Origin of the sequence: Sodalis sp. RH19 (assembly GCF_047324215.1) — a bacterium.
Lineage (GTDB): Bacteria > Pseudomonadota > Gammaproteobacteria > Enterobacterales > Enterobacteriaceae > Acerihabitans.
Genome location: NZ_CP178734.1, coordinates 3,608,102 through 3,622,983 on the forward strand (window position 1 = coordinate 3,608,102; position 14,882 = coordinate 3,622,983).

The window sequence follows — 14,882 nt, forward strand, 5'->3', positions numbered from 1 at the left end:
TCATGCCTGGAGGATGGATTTACCATAATCCATGGGTGTCAGGCCAAAATAATCCGCCACCGTCTGGCCGATATCGGCGAAGGTCCGGCGGTGCCCATAGGACCCCGGCCGGATGGCGGGGCCGTAGAGTAACACCGGCACGTGCTCGCGGGTATGATCGGTGCCGCGCCAGGTGGGATCGCAGCCGTGATCGGCGGTCAGAATGATCATATCCTCGCCGGTCACCCGCGCGAGCAGTTCCGGCAGGCGGCGGTCGAACAGCTCCAGCGCCGCCGCATAGCCGGCCACGTCGCGGCGGTGGCCATAGGATGAATCAAAATCGACAAAGTTGGTAAAGACGATGGTGTTATCGCCCGCGAGTTCCATTTCACGCAAAGTAGCGTCGAACAGCGCATCCAGGCCGGTGGCCTTGATTTTTTTAGTGATGCCCACCTGGGCGTAGATATCGGCGATCTTGCCCACCGACACCACCTGCCCGCCCTTTTCTTCCACCAGCTTTTGCAATACCGTGGCGGAGGGCGGCTCCACCGCCAGATCATGGCGGTTGCCGGTGCGCTGGAAATGACCGCTTTTATCGCCGGTAAACGGCCGGGCGATCACCCGGCCGATATTGTAGCCGCCGGCGGTCAGCATCTCCCGGGCCAGCTCGCAGAGGTCGTACAAACGTTGCAGGCCGAACCGTTCTTCATGACAGGCTATCTGGAAAACCGAATCGGCGGAGGTATAGAAAATCGGCTTGCCGGTACGCATATGCTCCTCGCCCAGTTGATCCAGGATCACCGTGCCGGAAGAGTGACAGTTGCCCAGATATCCCGGCAGCCCGGCATCGGCGACCAGCCGGTCCAGCAGTTCCTGCGGGAAGCTGTTCTGGGGATCGGGGAAATAGCCCCAGTCAAACATCACCGGTACCCCGGCGATTTCCCAATGTCCGGACGGGGTATCCTTGCCCGAGGAGATTTCGCTGGCGTAGGCATAGGCGCCGATAATGTCCGCGTCGCGGTCAAGCCCCGGGGGAAAATGCCCGGTGGATTCCTCGGCGGCCTTTCCCAGTCCCAGGCGCGACAGGTTGGGCAGCCGCAGCGGTCCGCTGCGGCCCTGGTTGGCCTCGCCGCGCTGGCATCGTTCGGCAATATGGCCCAGGGTATCCGAGCCGCTGTCGCCGAATTTTTCCGCATCCGCGGCGGCACCGATGCCGAACGAGTCGAGCACCATGATATAGGTACGTTTCATTGTCTTCTCCAACTGATTGATCCGCCCGCCGGATAAGGGCCCCGGCCCGGCGGATCAGAAAAAATCGCATGTATCCCGGCGAACGATATCGTCGCCGGAAGCGTCCCCGCGCCGTCAGTCATCCGCCGCGATACGCCGGTAAATCACCGGCAGGGCTTCAGGCGGCTGCGGCGTGAGGGTAATGGCCGCGCGCACCGTCTCCGCCGCCTGCATCCAGCCGGCTTCGCTGGCGGCGTGGATATTCGCCAGCGGCTGTCCGGGCTGCACCGCATCGCCCAGGCGCGCCATGTCGGTTAAACCGACGCTATAGTCGATGGCATCGCCGGCGCGCCGGCGCCCGCCGCCCATAGCCACCACGGCCAGGCCCAGGGCGCGGGTGTCCATGGCGCCGATAAAACCCGCTTGTTCGGCGAGCACCGGCTTGCTCAGCGTGGCTTTGGGCAAATAGTGCTCATAACGGCTGATAAAATCATGCGGACCGCCCTGTGCCGCGATCATGCGGCCAAAACGCTCCGCCGCTTCCCCGTTGTCCAGTACCTGCTGCAGCCGCGCCATCGCCAGCGGTTCGGTGGCCGCCAATCCCGACGACACCATCATTTCGCTGCACAAGGCCATGGTGACCTCATACAGTCTGGGATTACGCTGTTCGCCGGTAAGGAAGCGCACCGCCTCGCGCACTTCCAGGGCATTGCCGGCGCTGGACGCCAGGACCTGGTTCATATCGGTCAACAGCGCCGTGGTCTTGCACCCGGCGCCGTTGGCGACGCCGACGATAGCGCGCGCCAGCGCTTCGGACTGCGGGTAATCGGGCATCAACGCCCCGGATCCGACTTTCACATCCATCACCAGCGCATCCAGGCCCTCGGCCAGTTTTTTGGCCAATATCGAGGCGGTAATCAGCGCAATGGAATCCACCGTGGCCGTGATGTCGCGGACGGCGTAAAACCGTTTATCCGCCGGCGCCAGGGAGTTGGTCTGGCCGATGATCGCCACGCCGACCTGTTTTATCATCGCGCGGAACGCCTGATCGTCAGGGAAAATATTCAGCCCCGGGATCGATTCGAGCTTATCGAGCGTGCCGCCGGTATGGCCCAGTCCGCGGCCGGAAACCATCGGCACGTAGCCGCCGCAGGCGGCAATCATCGGCCCCAGCATCAGCGAGGTGACATCACCCACGCCGCCGGTCGAATGCTTATCCAGCACCGGCCCGCCCAGGGCGCTGTTCTGCCAGTTAAGCACATGGCCCGAGTCGCGCATCGCCAGCGTCAGCGCCACCCGTTCCCGAATATCCATGTCGCGGAAAAAAACGGTCATCGCCAGGGCGGCGATCTGCCCTTCCGAAACCGTATTATCGCGGACCCCATTGATGAAAAACCGAATCTCTTCTTCACTCAGCGGCTCGCCGTCGCGTTTTTTACGAATAATTTCTTGTGCCAGGAACACGGTTACCCCCTGCAAAACAAAAATGGCTATCGCCCGGAAACGGGCGGGTTTGTCATTGCCTTCTCCAATGCTCAATCAGGGGATCAATAACCGTTATCCGTGACCTTCATATCCTGGCCCAATACGGTGAGCAGGCTGGCCAGCAGGCTTGATGCGCCGAAGCGGAAATGCCGGGCGTCAGCCCACAGCGGCCCCATGATCCGGTCCGCCAGCGCCAGGTAGGCCGCCGCTTCCGCCGCGGTGCGCACGCCGCCCGCCGGTTTTACGCCCACGTGCGCGCCGACGCCTTTGTCATGGATAACCGACAGCATGATTTCAACGCTTGAAAGCGTGGCATTGACCGGCACCTTGCCGGTGGAGGTTTTAATAAAATCAGCGCCGGCGTCGATGGCGATTTCGGCGGCGCGCCGGATAAGCTCCGGACGGCGCAGCTCGCCGGTTTCCAGGATCACCTTCAGCAGCACGCCGCTGTCGGCGCACAGCGCCTTGCAGCCGGCGACCAGATCAAATCCCAGTTGTTCATTGCCGGCCATCAGCGCCCGGTAGGGAAACACCACATCGACTTCATCCGCGCCGTAGGCTACCGAAGCGCGTGTTTCCGCCAGCGCAATGGCGGCATCGTCATCGCCATGGGGGAAATTGGCGACCGTGGCAATCCGAATATCCGGCGTGCCCTGGCGCTGCAAGGCGCGCCTGGCGACGGGAATAAAGCGGGGGTAGATGCAAACGGCGGCGGTATTGCCGGCCGGGCTTTTCGCCTGTCGGCACAGGCTGACGACGCTGTCGGCGGTATCGTCATCATTCAGGGTGGTAAGATCCATCAGACCCAACGCACGGCGGGCCGCAACGGTTAAATCAATCATAATACTCTCCAACTTTTCGGTGTGGCGACGTAGCAACCGAATCTGTAAAAGGGGCGTCATGGCTATCGCGATAACGCGCCGTAACGTTGGCGAGCGGACTTGGTTCCATGAAGAAAGACCCGGAACCATGCTGATTTCCGGGCGTTAAAGATCCCTCTCACCGCATAAGCCTGAATCAAAGACGCAGGGTAAACGCATCCTGCCTTACGCGCTGGCTCTATTTTTCCACAATCGACGATAATAAGCTGCTTAAGGATTGAGATTTATGCGTGCGATCCCGATTATCAGCCGGAAAATTTTGCTATTGACAGGGCAAACCGAATAAATCCAGGGTATTGCGGTATATTATTTCGGCAATCTGCTCCGGCGGCTCCGGCCTGAGCGCGCATAACGACGCAAAGGTCACGCGCAGGCGTTCGGGACGATTGGCCTGCCCCTGAAAGCCGGACACCGGCATATCGGGCGCGTCGGTTTCCAGCAGCAAGCGGTCCAGGGGCAGCCTGGCCATCACCTGGCGTGTTTTATTGGCGCGCTCATAGGTAATGGTGCCGCCGACGCCGATATAATAACCCAATTTGGTAAACGCCACCGCCTGCTCGTAGCTGCCGGCGAACCCGTGCACCACCCCGGTGCGCGGTAAATCATGGCGCCGCAAAATCTGCGCCAGGCGATCGTGGGTGCGCCGGGAATGCAGGATCACCGGCAGATCATGGCGGCCGGCTAACTGGAGTTGGGCCGCCAATAACGCTTCCTGGCGCGGCATCATGGGCTCCGCCATATAATTGTCCAGGCCGATTTCCCCCACCGCCACCAGTCGTGGATGAGGCCGGCGCAAATGATGCGCCAGGGCCGACAGCCCGGCGTCATCATGGCGGGTGATGGCGATGGGGTGCAAGCCCAGGGCGGCATACAGCGCCTCATGGGCGTCGGCCAATGCCAGCACGGCGGCAAAGCGCTCCGCCTCCACCGCCGGCACGATAATGCGCTGCACGCCGGCCGCGGCGGCCAGGGCGAGGCTGTCGGTTTCGTGACCGCTGAAGGGGGCAAAATCAAAATGGCAATGGGTATCGATAAAGACCGGATTTATCATGGCGTATTACCTGCGCGTGCCTGGCGCACCCAAAAGGGAGGAGGAAAAGTAAATAGTAGCATCTTTAGCACGTGCGCGGAGAGGAAAGGGAACCACGCATTAACGGCTGGGAGGGGTGGTGCGCGGGGACCTGAAAAACGCTCCGGAGAGGTCGTCAACATGATGCGTATTGACTCCCTCTCCGGATAATAACCCTATCTATCGGTTACTGCTTAACGGACCGGGGGCCCGCTGATAAGGCTACATACGGCGACGGCCGGTAAACAGGCTTATCAGGAACAGGATAATACCCACGACGAAGACGATTTTAGCCGCCCATGCCGCCGTGCCTGCCAAACCACCGAACCCTAATGCTGCCGCAATCAAGGCAATGACCAGAAAAATAATGCCCCAACGAAACATAAGCTTCTCCTTACCCAAATGATGGAAATACAATTCTCGTGTTACCGGGAAACACGGACGTTAAACGCCCCGGACCGGCTTAATACTATTGGTTTTGCCGTACACGGTATCGCCCTGCGCTGCGCACCGGCAACGCAAAGCGACATTGACCGTTGGTTCTTTAGAGATTAGTACTTAAGATCGTTTTTGACACTTTTCACGCCGTCAACTGCTTTGGCGACGCTTTCGGCGCGCGAGGCTTCACGGGCATTTTTAACGTGGCCGCTCAGTTGCACGATGCCGTCGGACGTTTCCACTTTCACGTTGCGGGACGGGACGATGCTATCGGCAAGCAGCTTGGCTTTCACTTCGCTGGTAATCGCCGTGTCGCCGGCATAGGTTTTCACCGAAGCGTTGGTCGTTTCCTTCACGTGCAGCTTGTCGCTGACCGAGGTCACGCCTTCAACGGATTTGGCGGCGGTAACGGCGCGTTCAGCCTGGGCCTGGTTGGTCACAAAGCCGCTCAGGGTCACTACGCCGTTATTGGTCACCACGGAAATGTCGGTGCTGTTGATACCTTTATCGCCGACCAACGCGCTTTTCACCTTGGCGGTTACCGCGCTGTCGCCCATATAGTTTGAGGCGGTCTTCATCGTATTATCGATTTTGGCGCCGGTGCTGTTCGCCTCTGTCTTGATGGTATCGTTAGCCATCGCGGTGGAAGCCGCCAGGATGGAACCTAAAACCATAGCCGTGAGCGTTTTTGTCATCGTGATCTTATTCATTGATGTTTCCTTTTTAACTTGCCACCCGAATCAGGGTGTTTTCGCCACAAATAGCGGCCGGTCTAACTGCCTCCCGCGTTCGGCTGGGGAAGCATCCAAAAATGCAGAAATACCGCTCTCGTGATAAAGAGCAGCGTATCATACTGATTTGCACGGTTTTATTAGCTTATTTAACCGCTCCGTCAGAGACAATTTAACTATAGACTAGAAATAACAAATTGCATTGTTATCCGGGAAAAAAAGCTTAAATCCAATGATTAAGCAAGGATTTAGGAACATTCCGCACCCCGGCGCGGACATAACCATTCCGGCCGCAAGGCGCGGCGCGACAGGAAAGGCGGTGGATTCCGTCCCCACGCCGCGGCTAAAAAAGGCGGGCGCGCGGGGACGGGCGAAAAACTCGCGCCGGGAGGATCAATGCTCGCGGGTTTTGTGGAAATGGATGTCGGGATAGCGTTCCTGGGTCAGGTTGAGGTTAACCATGCTCGGAGCAATATAAGAAAGGTTATCGCCGCCGTCCAGGGCCAGGTTCAGTTCGTTCTTGCGCTTGAACTCCTCGAGTTTTTTCACATCGGCGCATTCGACCCAGCGGGCGGTGGACACATTGACCGACTCATACAGCGCCTCGACGTTGTATTCGCTTTTCAGGCGGGCCACCACCACTTCAAACTGCAACACCCCGACCGCGCCGACAATCAGGTCGTTGTTGGTCAGCGGGCGGAATACCTGAACCGCGCCCTCTTCCGACAGCTGGACCAGCCCTTTCAGCAATTGCTTTTGCTTGAGCGGGTCGCGCAGGCGGATACGGCGGAACATTTCCGGCGCGAAGTTGGGGATGCCGGTAAACTTCATGTCCTCGCCCTGGGTGAAGGTATCGCCAATCTGGATGGTGCCGTGGTTGTGCAGGCCGATGATATCGCCGGGATACGCCTCTTCGATATGCGAGCGGTCGCCGGCCATGAACGTCAGCGCATCGGCAATCACCACATCCTTGCCCGTGCGGACCTGGCGCAGCTTCATGCCGGTTTCATAGCGTCCCGACACCACGCGCATAAACGCCACGCGGTCACGGTGTTTCGGGTCCATATTCGCCTGGATCTTAAACACAAAGCCGGTAAATTTTTCTTCATCGGCGGTGACGACGCGGGTATTGGTCTTGCGCGGCATCGGCGGCGGCGCCCATTCAACCAGGCCGTCCAGCATATGATCGACGCCAAAGTTGCCCAAGGCGGTGCCGAAAAACACCGGGGTCAGCTCGCCGCGCAGGAAAGCCTGCTCTTCGAACTCGTGCGAGGCGCCCTGCACCAGCTCCAGCTCCTCGCGCAGCTGCGCCGCCAGATCCTCGCCGATGGCCGCGTCAAGATCCGGATTATGCAACCCCTTGACCGTGCGCACTTCCTGGATGGTATGGCCTTTACCGGTCTGGTAAAGATAGGTCTCATCCTTGTAGAGATGATAAACCCCTTTAAACAGCTTGCCGCAGCCAATGGGCCAGGTGATGGGCGCGCAGGCGATGCGCAGCTCGTGTTCGACCTCGTCGAGCAGTTCCGTCGGATCGCGGATATCGCGATCGACCTTGTTCATAAAGGTCAGGATCGGCGTATCGCGCAGGCGCGTCACCTCCATCAGTTTACGGGTACGATCTTCGACGCCTTTCGCGGAGTCGATGACCATCAGGCAGCAGTCCACCGCCGTCAGCGTGCGGTACGTATCTTCGGAGAAATCTTCATGCCCCGGCGTATCGAGCAGGTTGACCAGGGCGTCCCGGTAAGGGAATTGCATCACCGAGGTGGTAATGGAAATGCCGCGCTGCTTTTCCATTTCCATCCAGTCGGATTTGGCATGATGGCTTGAGCCGCGGCCCTTTACCGTACCGGCGGTAAGAATGGCGTGCCCGAATAACAGCACTTTTTCGGTGATGGTGGTTTTACCGGCGTCGGGGTGCGAAATAATCGCAAAAGTGCGCCGAGCCGCAACTTCCGCGGCGTAAGTGGCATTCTTCATCTTCTGTTTCTCGATGGGTACATACAAATTATGGGCTGGATCGCTGGTGCTAGATTCTACATGGAGAAAGTGCGCATTGATAGTGTGCGCACTGGCGCGCGGCGGTGCGGTTCACCCCAGCGGCAGCGCCATGATGATGGCATCCTCGCGCCCGACGGCGGACGGGTAGTAATCACGGCGCACCGTGACATCGTTAAAGCCAAGGGACCGGTACAGCGCGATGGCGGGCCGGTTGGATTGCCGCACCTCCAGCCACAGCGTCAGGATATCTCGCTGTTCCAATTGGGCGATGAGATGTTCCAGCAACGATCGGCCCAGGCCGCGGCGCTGGAAATCCGGATGCACGGCAATGTTGAACAGCGTCGCCTCGTCCAGCACGGTCTGGGTGATGGCGAACGCCGCCAGGGTATCCGCCACGGTCAGCTTGAGATTCAGGTAACGCTCGCCCTGGTTGCTGGCAAAGGTTTTCGCCGTCCAGGGGAACGCGTGGCTGGCCTGCTCTATATGCCAGGCGGCGGCCAGGTCAGAGACCGTCAGCGCGGAAATCTGGTTCATGATGACAAATCTGCCGCCAAAGATCGCGCTTGGCTGCTGCGTTGCCCAGCAGTTCAGCCAGCGGCGGGGTGAAAAGGGAGACACCGGACAGGGGACGCGTCGCGTCGCGCCCGAGCCACCAGCTATGGCAGCGGGTGTCTTCCGGCAGCATCGCCACCTGTTCCGGCGTGAGCGGATACAGCTGACCGGGCGCAAGATCCAGGCTGCGCGCCACATCGCCCACCAGGGGATGGTCGATGGGCGGCAAGGGGCTGGCTATCAGCAGCAGGCGGACATCGGCGGGCAGGACGACCGCCACTTCTCCCTGCAGGGACGCGGGGCGTCGCAACGCCCATTGCGTGATGCCCAATTGCTGTAACTGCCAGTCTCGTCTCGACGCCATACTGATCCTATTCGCGGTCGTTGCATATCAATCCATCGCACATCAGGCGATAAAGTCCATCGAACATCGAACAATAAAGCACTATACTCCCCGCTCAGATTAATGAGGAGCCTTTGTCGCATGTCAGTATTAACACCAGCCAGTGAAGTCATACTCCGTCACGAGGACATTTTTTCAGATAAACGCGTACTGTTCGCCGGCGATGTGCAGGATCTCCTGCCGGCGGAACTGGACGCCCAAAACGTATGTGTCCACACCGCCTGGTATCACCACTGTCTGGCACTGCGCGATAAAATGGACGATGGGTCCGTGCAGTACGGCCTGGTCGCCGACGCGGAATTTGTCCGCGAATGCGATACTTTACTCTATTTCTGGCCGAAAAATAAGCCGGAAGCACAGTTCCAGCTCACCAACCTCCTCGCGCTGCTGCCGGTGGGCAGCGATGTCTTCGTGGTGGGGGAAAACCGCAGCGGCGTACGCAGCGCCGAGCCGTTCCTGGCGCCCTACTGTCCCCTGGTGAAAATCGACAGCGCCCGCCGCTGCGGCCTGTATCACGGCCGGCTGGAAACAGCGCCGCGCTTCGACCTCGAGTCTTACTGGAACGAATATCAGCTCAACGGGTTGACGGTGAAAACGCTGCCGGGCGTATTCAGCCGCGACGGGCTCGACAGCGGCAGCCAACTGCTGTTGTCCACCTTTGATCAGCCGCTCAGCGGCGAGGTGGCCGACATCGGCTGCGGTACCGGCGTCCTGGCCGCCGTCCTGGCGAAACGCTCGCCGGGCATCAAGCTGACCCTCGGGGATGTACACGCGCCGGCGCTGGCCGCAAGCCAGGCCACGCTCGAGGCGAACGGCCTGACCGGCAACGTGGTCGTCAGCGATGTGTATTCAGCGATGCCGGGACGTTTTGACCTGATTATTTCCAACCCGCCGTTCCACGACGGCATGCATACCAATCTGCAGGCGGCCGAAAACCTGATCCGCGGCGCGTTAACCCATTTGCGCATCGGCGGGCAGTTGCGCATCGTCGCCAATGCGTTTTTGCCCTATCCGGCCTTGCTGGATTCCATTTTCGGCAGCCATGCCGTGCTGGCGCAAAATGGCCGCTTCAAGGTTTTCCAGGCGGTCCATACCGTCTCGCGCGGCAAGGATAAAGATAAAGCCGGTAAACGCGGCTAACGGGCAACCCTCCCGCCGCCGCGGCGCGCGCCGATGCGGCGGCGGCTATTTTTTTGCGCTAAATACCCGCTTTGGTTTAAATAATTATTGACGTTGACGCTAAAACCTCTAGAATTCGCCTCCGTGGTGGCAGGGCTTATGCCTTGCCGGTGCCGGGCGATGGTGGCGGAATTGGTAGACGCGCTAGCTTCAGGTGTTAGTGTCCTTTCGGACGTGAGGGTTCAAGTCCCTCCCTTCGCACCAAATACAACCACGATGTTATTAGCATAAAAAGATGTTGCCGGATTGCACGCGATGGTGGCGGAATTGGTAGACGCGCTAGCTTCAGGTGTTAGTGTCCTTACGGACGTGAGGGTTCAAGTCCCTCCCTTCGCACCAATCGGTAACCAGAACGAAAGCACGCCGTACCCCGGTACAGGCGGCCTGTTCTGAATAAAAAGTTTTACGTGTAAGTATGAGATGAATAGCCTGCGATGGTGGCGGAATTGGTAGACGCGCTAGCTTCAGGTGTTAGTGTCCTTACGGACGTGAGGGTTCAAGTCCCTCCCTTCGCACCATATTCATGCTCGTTTTTTTCACGGTAGATACCGCAGCGCCGCTGACCCTTCGTCAGTCCGTCGCGTCGGTCAGGCATGCAGCTACGCTGCGCCCCTCCAGCCTCTGCGGCTTCTTTTCCCCTGTTTTCGCATCACGCTCCATCGGCGAGTGACAGCCACGTGTAAAGCTGTTAAATTATTCTATTAATTTTCTAAGCCAAACTTTCATAATAACGATACCAAATTATTAATAATCATAGTTTATTCAGAATTCTTGTCGTCTGTTATTGCCATAGTGGACAGCCGGGGCTAAAAAGTTAAGACATGATAAATACCTACAGCTATGAAGAACTCCGCAGGAGTAGGCTTCGCCTGTCGTTGCTATTGTTTTTGCTGCTTAATATCGCTTTTTCGGTTTTTTATGTCGCCACCGCCCTGAATAATACCCATTCTCCCACGCCGCCATCCATACTGGTGGCGATCGTTTGTGTAATTACTTTAATGATGAGTAATTACAAAATGAGAAATTATGCTCATCAACTGAATGTTTTTGCAATTATTATTGGCTTACTCTGGGCCTGGCATATCGCCGTGCGCTATAACCAGCTTCAGCCCGCTGAGAATAATTTCCTGCTCTTCAGCCTGATGATGGTATTTTTCATCAGCGCTATTTCGCTGGCCGATTATTTCGTGGCGTTTTGCCTGCACAGCCTGCCGCCGGCGCTGATAGTTATCGTGCTGGATCAGTTCAACCATATCCTGGTCTTGCTGTTCACCATTGCGCTGCCGCTGATAAGCTTTACGCTGCACAGCCTGATGCAAAAACGCAGCGAAGCCTTTACGGCGGAACTGGTCAACCGGCTCAGCGAAGAACGGGAAAAATTCAGCGATCTCAGCATGATAGATCCCCTTACCGGCCTGTTTAACCGCCGGGGCCTGCAAAACAAGCTCAGCAACCTGACGGGCAACGGCCCCACCAGCCATTATATTCTGCTGCTGGATATCGACCATTTCAAAGCCTACAACGACAATTACGGCCACACCATGGGCGACAAGGCCTTGGTCGCCGTAGCGGTGGCTATTCGCGATGCGGTGCGCTCCCGGGACATCGTGGTGCGCTACGGCGGCGAGGAGTTCCTGATACTGCTGATAGACGTCGATGACGGATATGCCCTGACCTGTGCTGAAAATGTCAGGCAGGCCGTGCTGGATTTAAAAATCCCGCATTTATTTAACGATCAGGTTTCCACCTCCGTGACCCTTAGCGCCGGAATTGCCATTATGGCCGACAGCGATATAGAAGCTTCGCTTACCGCTGCCGATGGCGCCCTATATTTGGCAAAAAAACGCGGCAGGAATTCGGTCGAAATCGCCCCGTTAAATTCTTTTAGGCAAAATACCCAAACGGCTGAATCCTGATATGAATGCCCGGGCCGCGTTTAATGCCGCGGCCCGCCATTATTTATAAGGCCGCCGGGAGAGACATTTATATTTCAGCAAAATATTCCTCAGTATTATCTTAATAATCCGCACCCGCGCCTACCCCAATATCCCGCCGTCAATTAACGCTAACCGATTATATTATATACAGTTAATAAACAAACTTGCTGACGGGCCAATCCGGCACTAGGCTTAGGACAGTTCATTATTCATCTGACGGAGGACAGGATGAGCAAAAAAATCGCAGTCTTAATTACTGATGAATTCGAAGATGCGGAGTTTACCTCGCCGGCCCAGACCTATCAGCAGGCCGGACACCAGGTCATCACCATCGATAAAAAAGCGGGCCAAACCGTCACCGGCAAGCGCGGCGAGGCCAAGGTGACCATTGATAAGTCCATCGACGAGGTCAATGTGGACCAATTCGACGCCCTGTTGTTGCCCGGCGGCCACTCGCCTGATTCCTTGCGCGGCGACGACCGTTTTGTTGATTTCACGCGGGCCTTCGCGCAAAGCGGCAAACCGATTTTCGCCATTTGCCATGGCCCGCAGTTGCTGATAAGCGCCGATGCGGTACGCGGTAAAAAAATGACCACGGTAAAAGCGGTGGCGGTGGATTTAAAAAATGCCGGCGCCGACTTTTTTGATAAAGAAGTGGTCATTGATAACGATACCCTGGTAACCAGCCGCACACCGGATGATTTACCGGCGTTTAACCGGGAATCGCTGCGTATTCTCAATAAGAAATAACCCAGGGCATCCGCCCGGGGTCTCAGGCCTGGCGACTGGCCAGGCCTGTATCAGCTTCATCGTCTTCGCGCTTCCAGCTCAGCTTGGTGCCGAACCCCAGCTTATTGTTGGTCAGCTTAATTTCATCCAGACGCAAACGCCATATGGGCGAGGTCGCGAGCTTGGCCAGCGGGAAGCGCGCGGTATACTGCTTGCGCGCCGTCTGGGCCGCGTCGCCGGTGATCTGATTAACCTCGCCGCTATACTGTATGCCCTTGATAAGACTGATGGTAACGGTCTGATCGCTGATGGTGCCGGCGACATGTTGATTCTCCGCCAGCAGGATGCCGTGGCGGGTGGTATGATCCGTTAACATATATAACGACAGATCGGGTTCGTTCAGCACATAGAAGCAATTGGCGCACCATAAGGTCTGCGCGTCGCCGGTGCAAAGCGTTAAAACATGCTGCTTTTTCAGGTAAGCTACGATGGCTTTCAGGGGGTCGTCCGTTCGCACGATAATCTCTTATCCTTTATAAGGTTATAACCAGCATATCGCCACGCGTTCTTGCATGTCCAATTAATTATGCGCAACTTTTGCAAACCTTGCACAGCGTATTAAGGGCTTAATATCGTCCTTTACGCCTGACGGTTAAAGTAGGTACCATCATAGCTGTTTCTGGAAATATTACCCATGGACTCTTTGCCCAAGAGGCCATTTCCCACTAGATTTCGTTTGGCTGCTTAAGGCGCAATTCCATGACCCCTTGCTGGCATATTTACCTGATTCGCACCGCCGGCGGCGCCCTCTATACCGGCGTGACCACCGATGTGGCCCGGCGGCTGGCGCAGCACCAACGCGGCAGCGGCGCCAAGGCCCTGCGCGGCAAAGGTCCGTTGCTTCTGGTTTACCACTGCCCGGCCGGCGATCGGGGGGGGGCATTGCGATGGGAGTATCGCATCAAGCAGCTGACGCGGGCGCAAAAGGAGCGGCTGGTCGCGAGCCAGGCTTCAACGCTTGAGGCGATCTGGCCGAGCCTGCAGCCGCAACGGCGTACCGGCGACTATCCGGGAAATAGCGGGCAGCCGGCCGTCAAAGCGCCAGCTGATTAAACGGCTCGGCGTATTCCACCCGGCCGCTGACGCCCTCCAGCGCATCCTCCGCCAGGGTAAACAGCTGGAAGGCGGCTTCCGCGCCGGGCCAGCGGCAATGCAGCTGTGAACGCGCGGCGGGAATGAAACCGAAGCGCGAATAATAGTCGGGCGCGCCCAGGACCACCACGGCGCGATAACCGAACTCGTTAAGGGTGTCCAGCCCCTCATAGATCAGCTGCCGGGCGATGCCCTGGCGGCGGAAAGCGGCCTCCACCGCCAGCGGCGCCAGGCCGACCCACTGACAATCCTCGCCGCCAATCCACACCGGGCTGAACGCCGCGTAGCCGATAACCCCGCCTTCGTCGTCCGTGGCCACGATACCCAGGGTCAGCAGCCCATCCTCACGCAGGCGATGGACCAGCTCCGCCTCGGCGTCGCGCCCGAAGGCCCGCCGCAGCAGGCTGTCGATTCCCGGCGCATCCACCGGTATTTCCACGCGTATCAGCACGGCTGGGATACGTGGATGCCCTCGGCATCCACGCCCTCCTGCAAGCCGGCCTGAATAAAGGCGGCAATCTGCATCAGCGCCGCGCGCAGCAAGGGCGGCATGGTGGCCAGATCAATCGAATCCATGAGATTTTTCACGTACAGGCCAAGCTCGGTATCGCCTTCGATGCGCAGCCGGCGCTGGAAAAACAACGTGTCGGGGTCCTCCTTACGGGCGGCGATAAGGATCAGATCGTTGGCATTGCCGCTGAAGCTGACATCGGCCCGCGCCTGGCGGCTGACCTTCAGTTGCTCATTTTCGACGGTCATATACCATACCAGCGCGATATCCTCGACCTCGATCCTAAGCCAGCGCCCCTCCAGAAAAGCCAGTTCACCCTCGGCCAGCGCTGCGCGAAACTGCCAGCGCAGCGCCTGTTCCAACACCTGACGCTGCAACGCGAACGGTGTCAGTGTGATCGGCAAGCGCAACAGCGACGGCCCCCGGCGCACCAAGTGTGCTCGTAGTTTTTCCAACACTGTTTCTACTCCTCTAAACGAATCTGCGCCTATTTTGCCACAGTGGTTAAAACCAGTCGGGGTCTACATCAATTATTCATAAAGAAAGATTGCTTATTTAAGCATAGCCGTCGCAGCTTTAAATGCTGTCATTACGCCATAAGC

16 protein-coding genes and 3 tRNA genes are annotated in these 14,882 nt (G+C 58.0%); 7 read left to right on the forward strand and 12 right to left on the reverse strand.

The annotated features are described in order from the left end of the window. From deoB to ACL2XF_RS16370, 9 genes are all read right to left on the reverse strand, one after another. A complete protein-coding gene (deoB, locus tag ACL2XF_RS16330; protein ID WP_410016488.1) occupies positions 1-1,230 on the reverse strand; it encodes a phosphopentomutase in 1,230 nt (409 codons plus the stop codon). 114 nt (positions 1,231-1,344) lie between these two features. Further along, on the reverse strand, positions 1,345-2,673 hold the full coding sequence (gene deoA / locus ACL2XF_RS16335) for a thymidine phosphorylase (RefSeq protein WP_410016630.1): 1,329 nt from the start codon (positions 2,671-2,673) through the stop codon (positions 1,345-1,347). Between the two features lie 83 nt (positions 2,674-2,756). Continuing rightward, the gene (gene deoC, locus ACL2XF_RS16340) at positions 2,757-3,536 is read right to left on the reverse strand and encodes a deoxyribose-phosphate aldolase (RefSeq protein WP_413727175.1); all 780 of its coding nucleotides are present in this window, start codon (positions 3,534-3,536) and stop codon (positions 2,757-2,759) included. Between the two features lie 301 nt (positions 3,537-3,837). Beyond that, on the reverse strand, positions 3,838-4,626 hold the full coding sequence (locus ACL2XF_RS16345) for a TatD family hydrolase (RefSeq protein WP_410016490.1): 789 nt from the start codon (positions 4,624-4,626) through the stop codon (positions 3,838-3,840). 240 nt (positions 4,627-4,866) lie between these two features. Then, on the reverse strand, positions 4,867-5,028 hold the full coding sequence (locus ACL2XF_RS16350) for a DUF1328 domain-containing protein (RefSeq protein ID WP_162364050.1): 162 nt from the start codon (positions 5,026-5,028) through the stop codon (positions 4,867-4,869). A 167-nt stretch (positions 5,029-5,195) separates the two neighbouring features. After that, the gene (gene osmY / locus ACL2XF_RS16355) at positions 5,196-5,792 is read right to left on the reverse strand and encodes a molecular chaperone OsmY (RefSeq protein WP_410016491.1); all 597 of its coding nucleotides are present in this window, start codon (positions 5,790-5,792) and stop codon (positions 5,196-5,198) included. A gap of 414 nt (positions 5,793-6,206) precedes the next feature. Next, positions 6,207-7,796 carry a peptide chain release factor 3 gene (prfC, locus tag ACL2XF_RS16360; RefSeq protein ID WP_410016492.1) on the reverse strand — a complete coding sequence of 530 codons (1,590 nt, stop codon included), beginning with the start codon at positions 7,794-7,796 and terminating at the stop codon, positions 6,207-6,209. Positions 7,797-7,907: 111 nt separating this feature from the next. Then, entirely contained in the window at positions 7,908-8,351 is a 444-nt protein-coding gene (gene rimI, locus ACL2XF_RS16365; protein WP_410016493.1) for a ribosomal protein S18-alanine N-acetyltransferase, read from the reverse strand. Next, a complete protein-coding gene (locus ACL2XF_RS16370) occupies positions 8,320-8,733 on the reverse strand; it encodes a DNA polymerase III subunit psi (RefSeq protein ID WP_413727176.1) in 414 nt (137 codons plus the stop codon). The genes rimI and ACL2XF_RS16370 overlap by 32 nt, the downstream gene beginning before the upstream one ends. Positions 8,734-8,853: 120 nt before the next feature. Here ACL2XF_RS16370 and rsmC point away from each other — a divergent pair, with 120 nt between their 5' ends. From rsmC to ACL2XF_RS16400, 6 genes are all read left to right on the forward strand, one after another. Then, entirely contained in the window at positions 8,854-9,912 is a 1,059-nt protein-coding gene (rsmC, locus tag ACL2XF_RS16375; RefSeq protein WP_410016495.1) for a 16S rRNA (guanine(1207)-N(2))-methyltransferase RsmC, read from the forward strand. 156 nt (positions 9,913-10,068) lie between these two features. Further along, positions 10,069-10,155 (forward strand) — tRNA-Leu (locus ACL2XF_RS16380). 48 nt (positions 10,156-10,203) lie between these two features. Further along, a tRNA-Leu gene (locus tag ACL2XF_RS16385) sits at positions 10,204-10,290 on the forward strand. A 92-nt stretch (positions 10,291-10,382) separates the two neighbouring features. After that, positions 10,383-10,469: transfer RNA gene (locus ACL2XF_RS16390), tRNA-Leu, on the forward strand. A 303-nt stretch (positions 10,470-10,772) separates the two neighbouring features. Beyond that, a complete protein-coding gene (locus ACL2XF_RS16395; protein ID WP_413727177.1) occupies positions 10,773-11,867 on the forward strand; it encodes a GGDEF domain-containing protein in 1,095 nt (364 codons plus the stop codon). 249 nt (positions 11,868-12,116) lie between these two features. Further along, positions 12,117-12,638 (forward strand): type 1 glutamine amidotransferase domain-containing protein, encoded by a 522-nt coding sequence (locus ACL2XF_RS16400; protein ID WP_410016497.1) that lies wholly within the window; start codon positions 12,117-12,119, stop codon positions 12,636-12,638. A 22-nt stretch (positions 12,639-12,660) separates the two neighbouring features. On the opposite strand, the gene ACL2XF_RS16405 is transcribed toward ACL2XF_RS16400, so the two are convergent. Further along, on the reverse strand, positions 12,661-13,134 hold the full coding sequence (locus ACL2XF_RS16405; RefSeq protein ID WP_410016498.1) for a YhbP family protein: 474 nt from the start codon (positions 13,132-13,134) through the stop codon (positions 12,661-12,663). A gap of 242 nt (positions 13,135-13,376) precedes the next feature. Here ACL2XF_RS16405 and ACL2XF_RS16410 point away from each other — a divergent pair, with 242 nt between their 5' ends. Beyond that, positions 13,377-13,730 (forward strand): GIY-YIG nuclease family protein, encoded by a 354-nt coding sequence (locus tag ACL2XF_RS16410; protein ID WP_410016499.1) that lies wholly within the window; start codon positions 13,377-13,379, stop codon positions 13,728-13,730. Here ACL2XF_RS16410 and ACL2XF_RS16415 read toward each other — a convergent pair. Both ACL2XF_RS16415 and ubiT read right to left on the reverse strand, forming a co-directional pair. Then, positions 13,711-14,220 (reverse strand): GNAT family N-acetyltransferase, encoded by a 510-nt coding sequence (locus ACL2XF_RS16415; RefSeq protein WP_410016500.1) that lies wholly within the window; start codon positions 14,218-14,220, stop codon positions 13,711-13,713. The two genes, ACL2XF_RS16410 and ACL2XF_RS16415, sit on opposite strands and share 20 nt — an antisense overlap. Continuing rightward, positions 14,214-14,738, reverse strand: a complete 525-nt coding sequence (gene ubiT, locus ACL2XF_RS16420) for a ubiquinone anaerobic biosynthesis accessory factor UbiT (RefSeq protein ID WP_410016501.1) — start codon at positions 14,736-14,738, stop codon at positions 14,214-14,216. The genes ACL2XF_RS16415 and ubiT overlap by 7 nt, the downstream gene beginning before the upstream one ends. Positions 14,739-14,882: the final 144 nt, after the last annotated feature.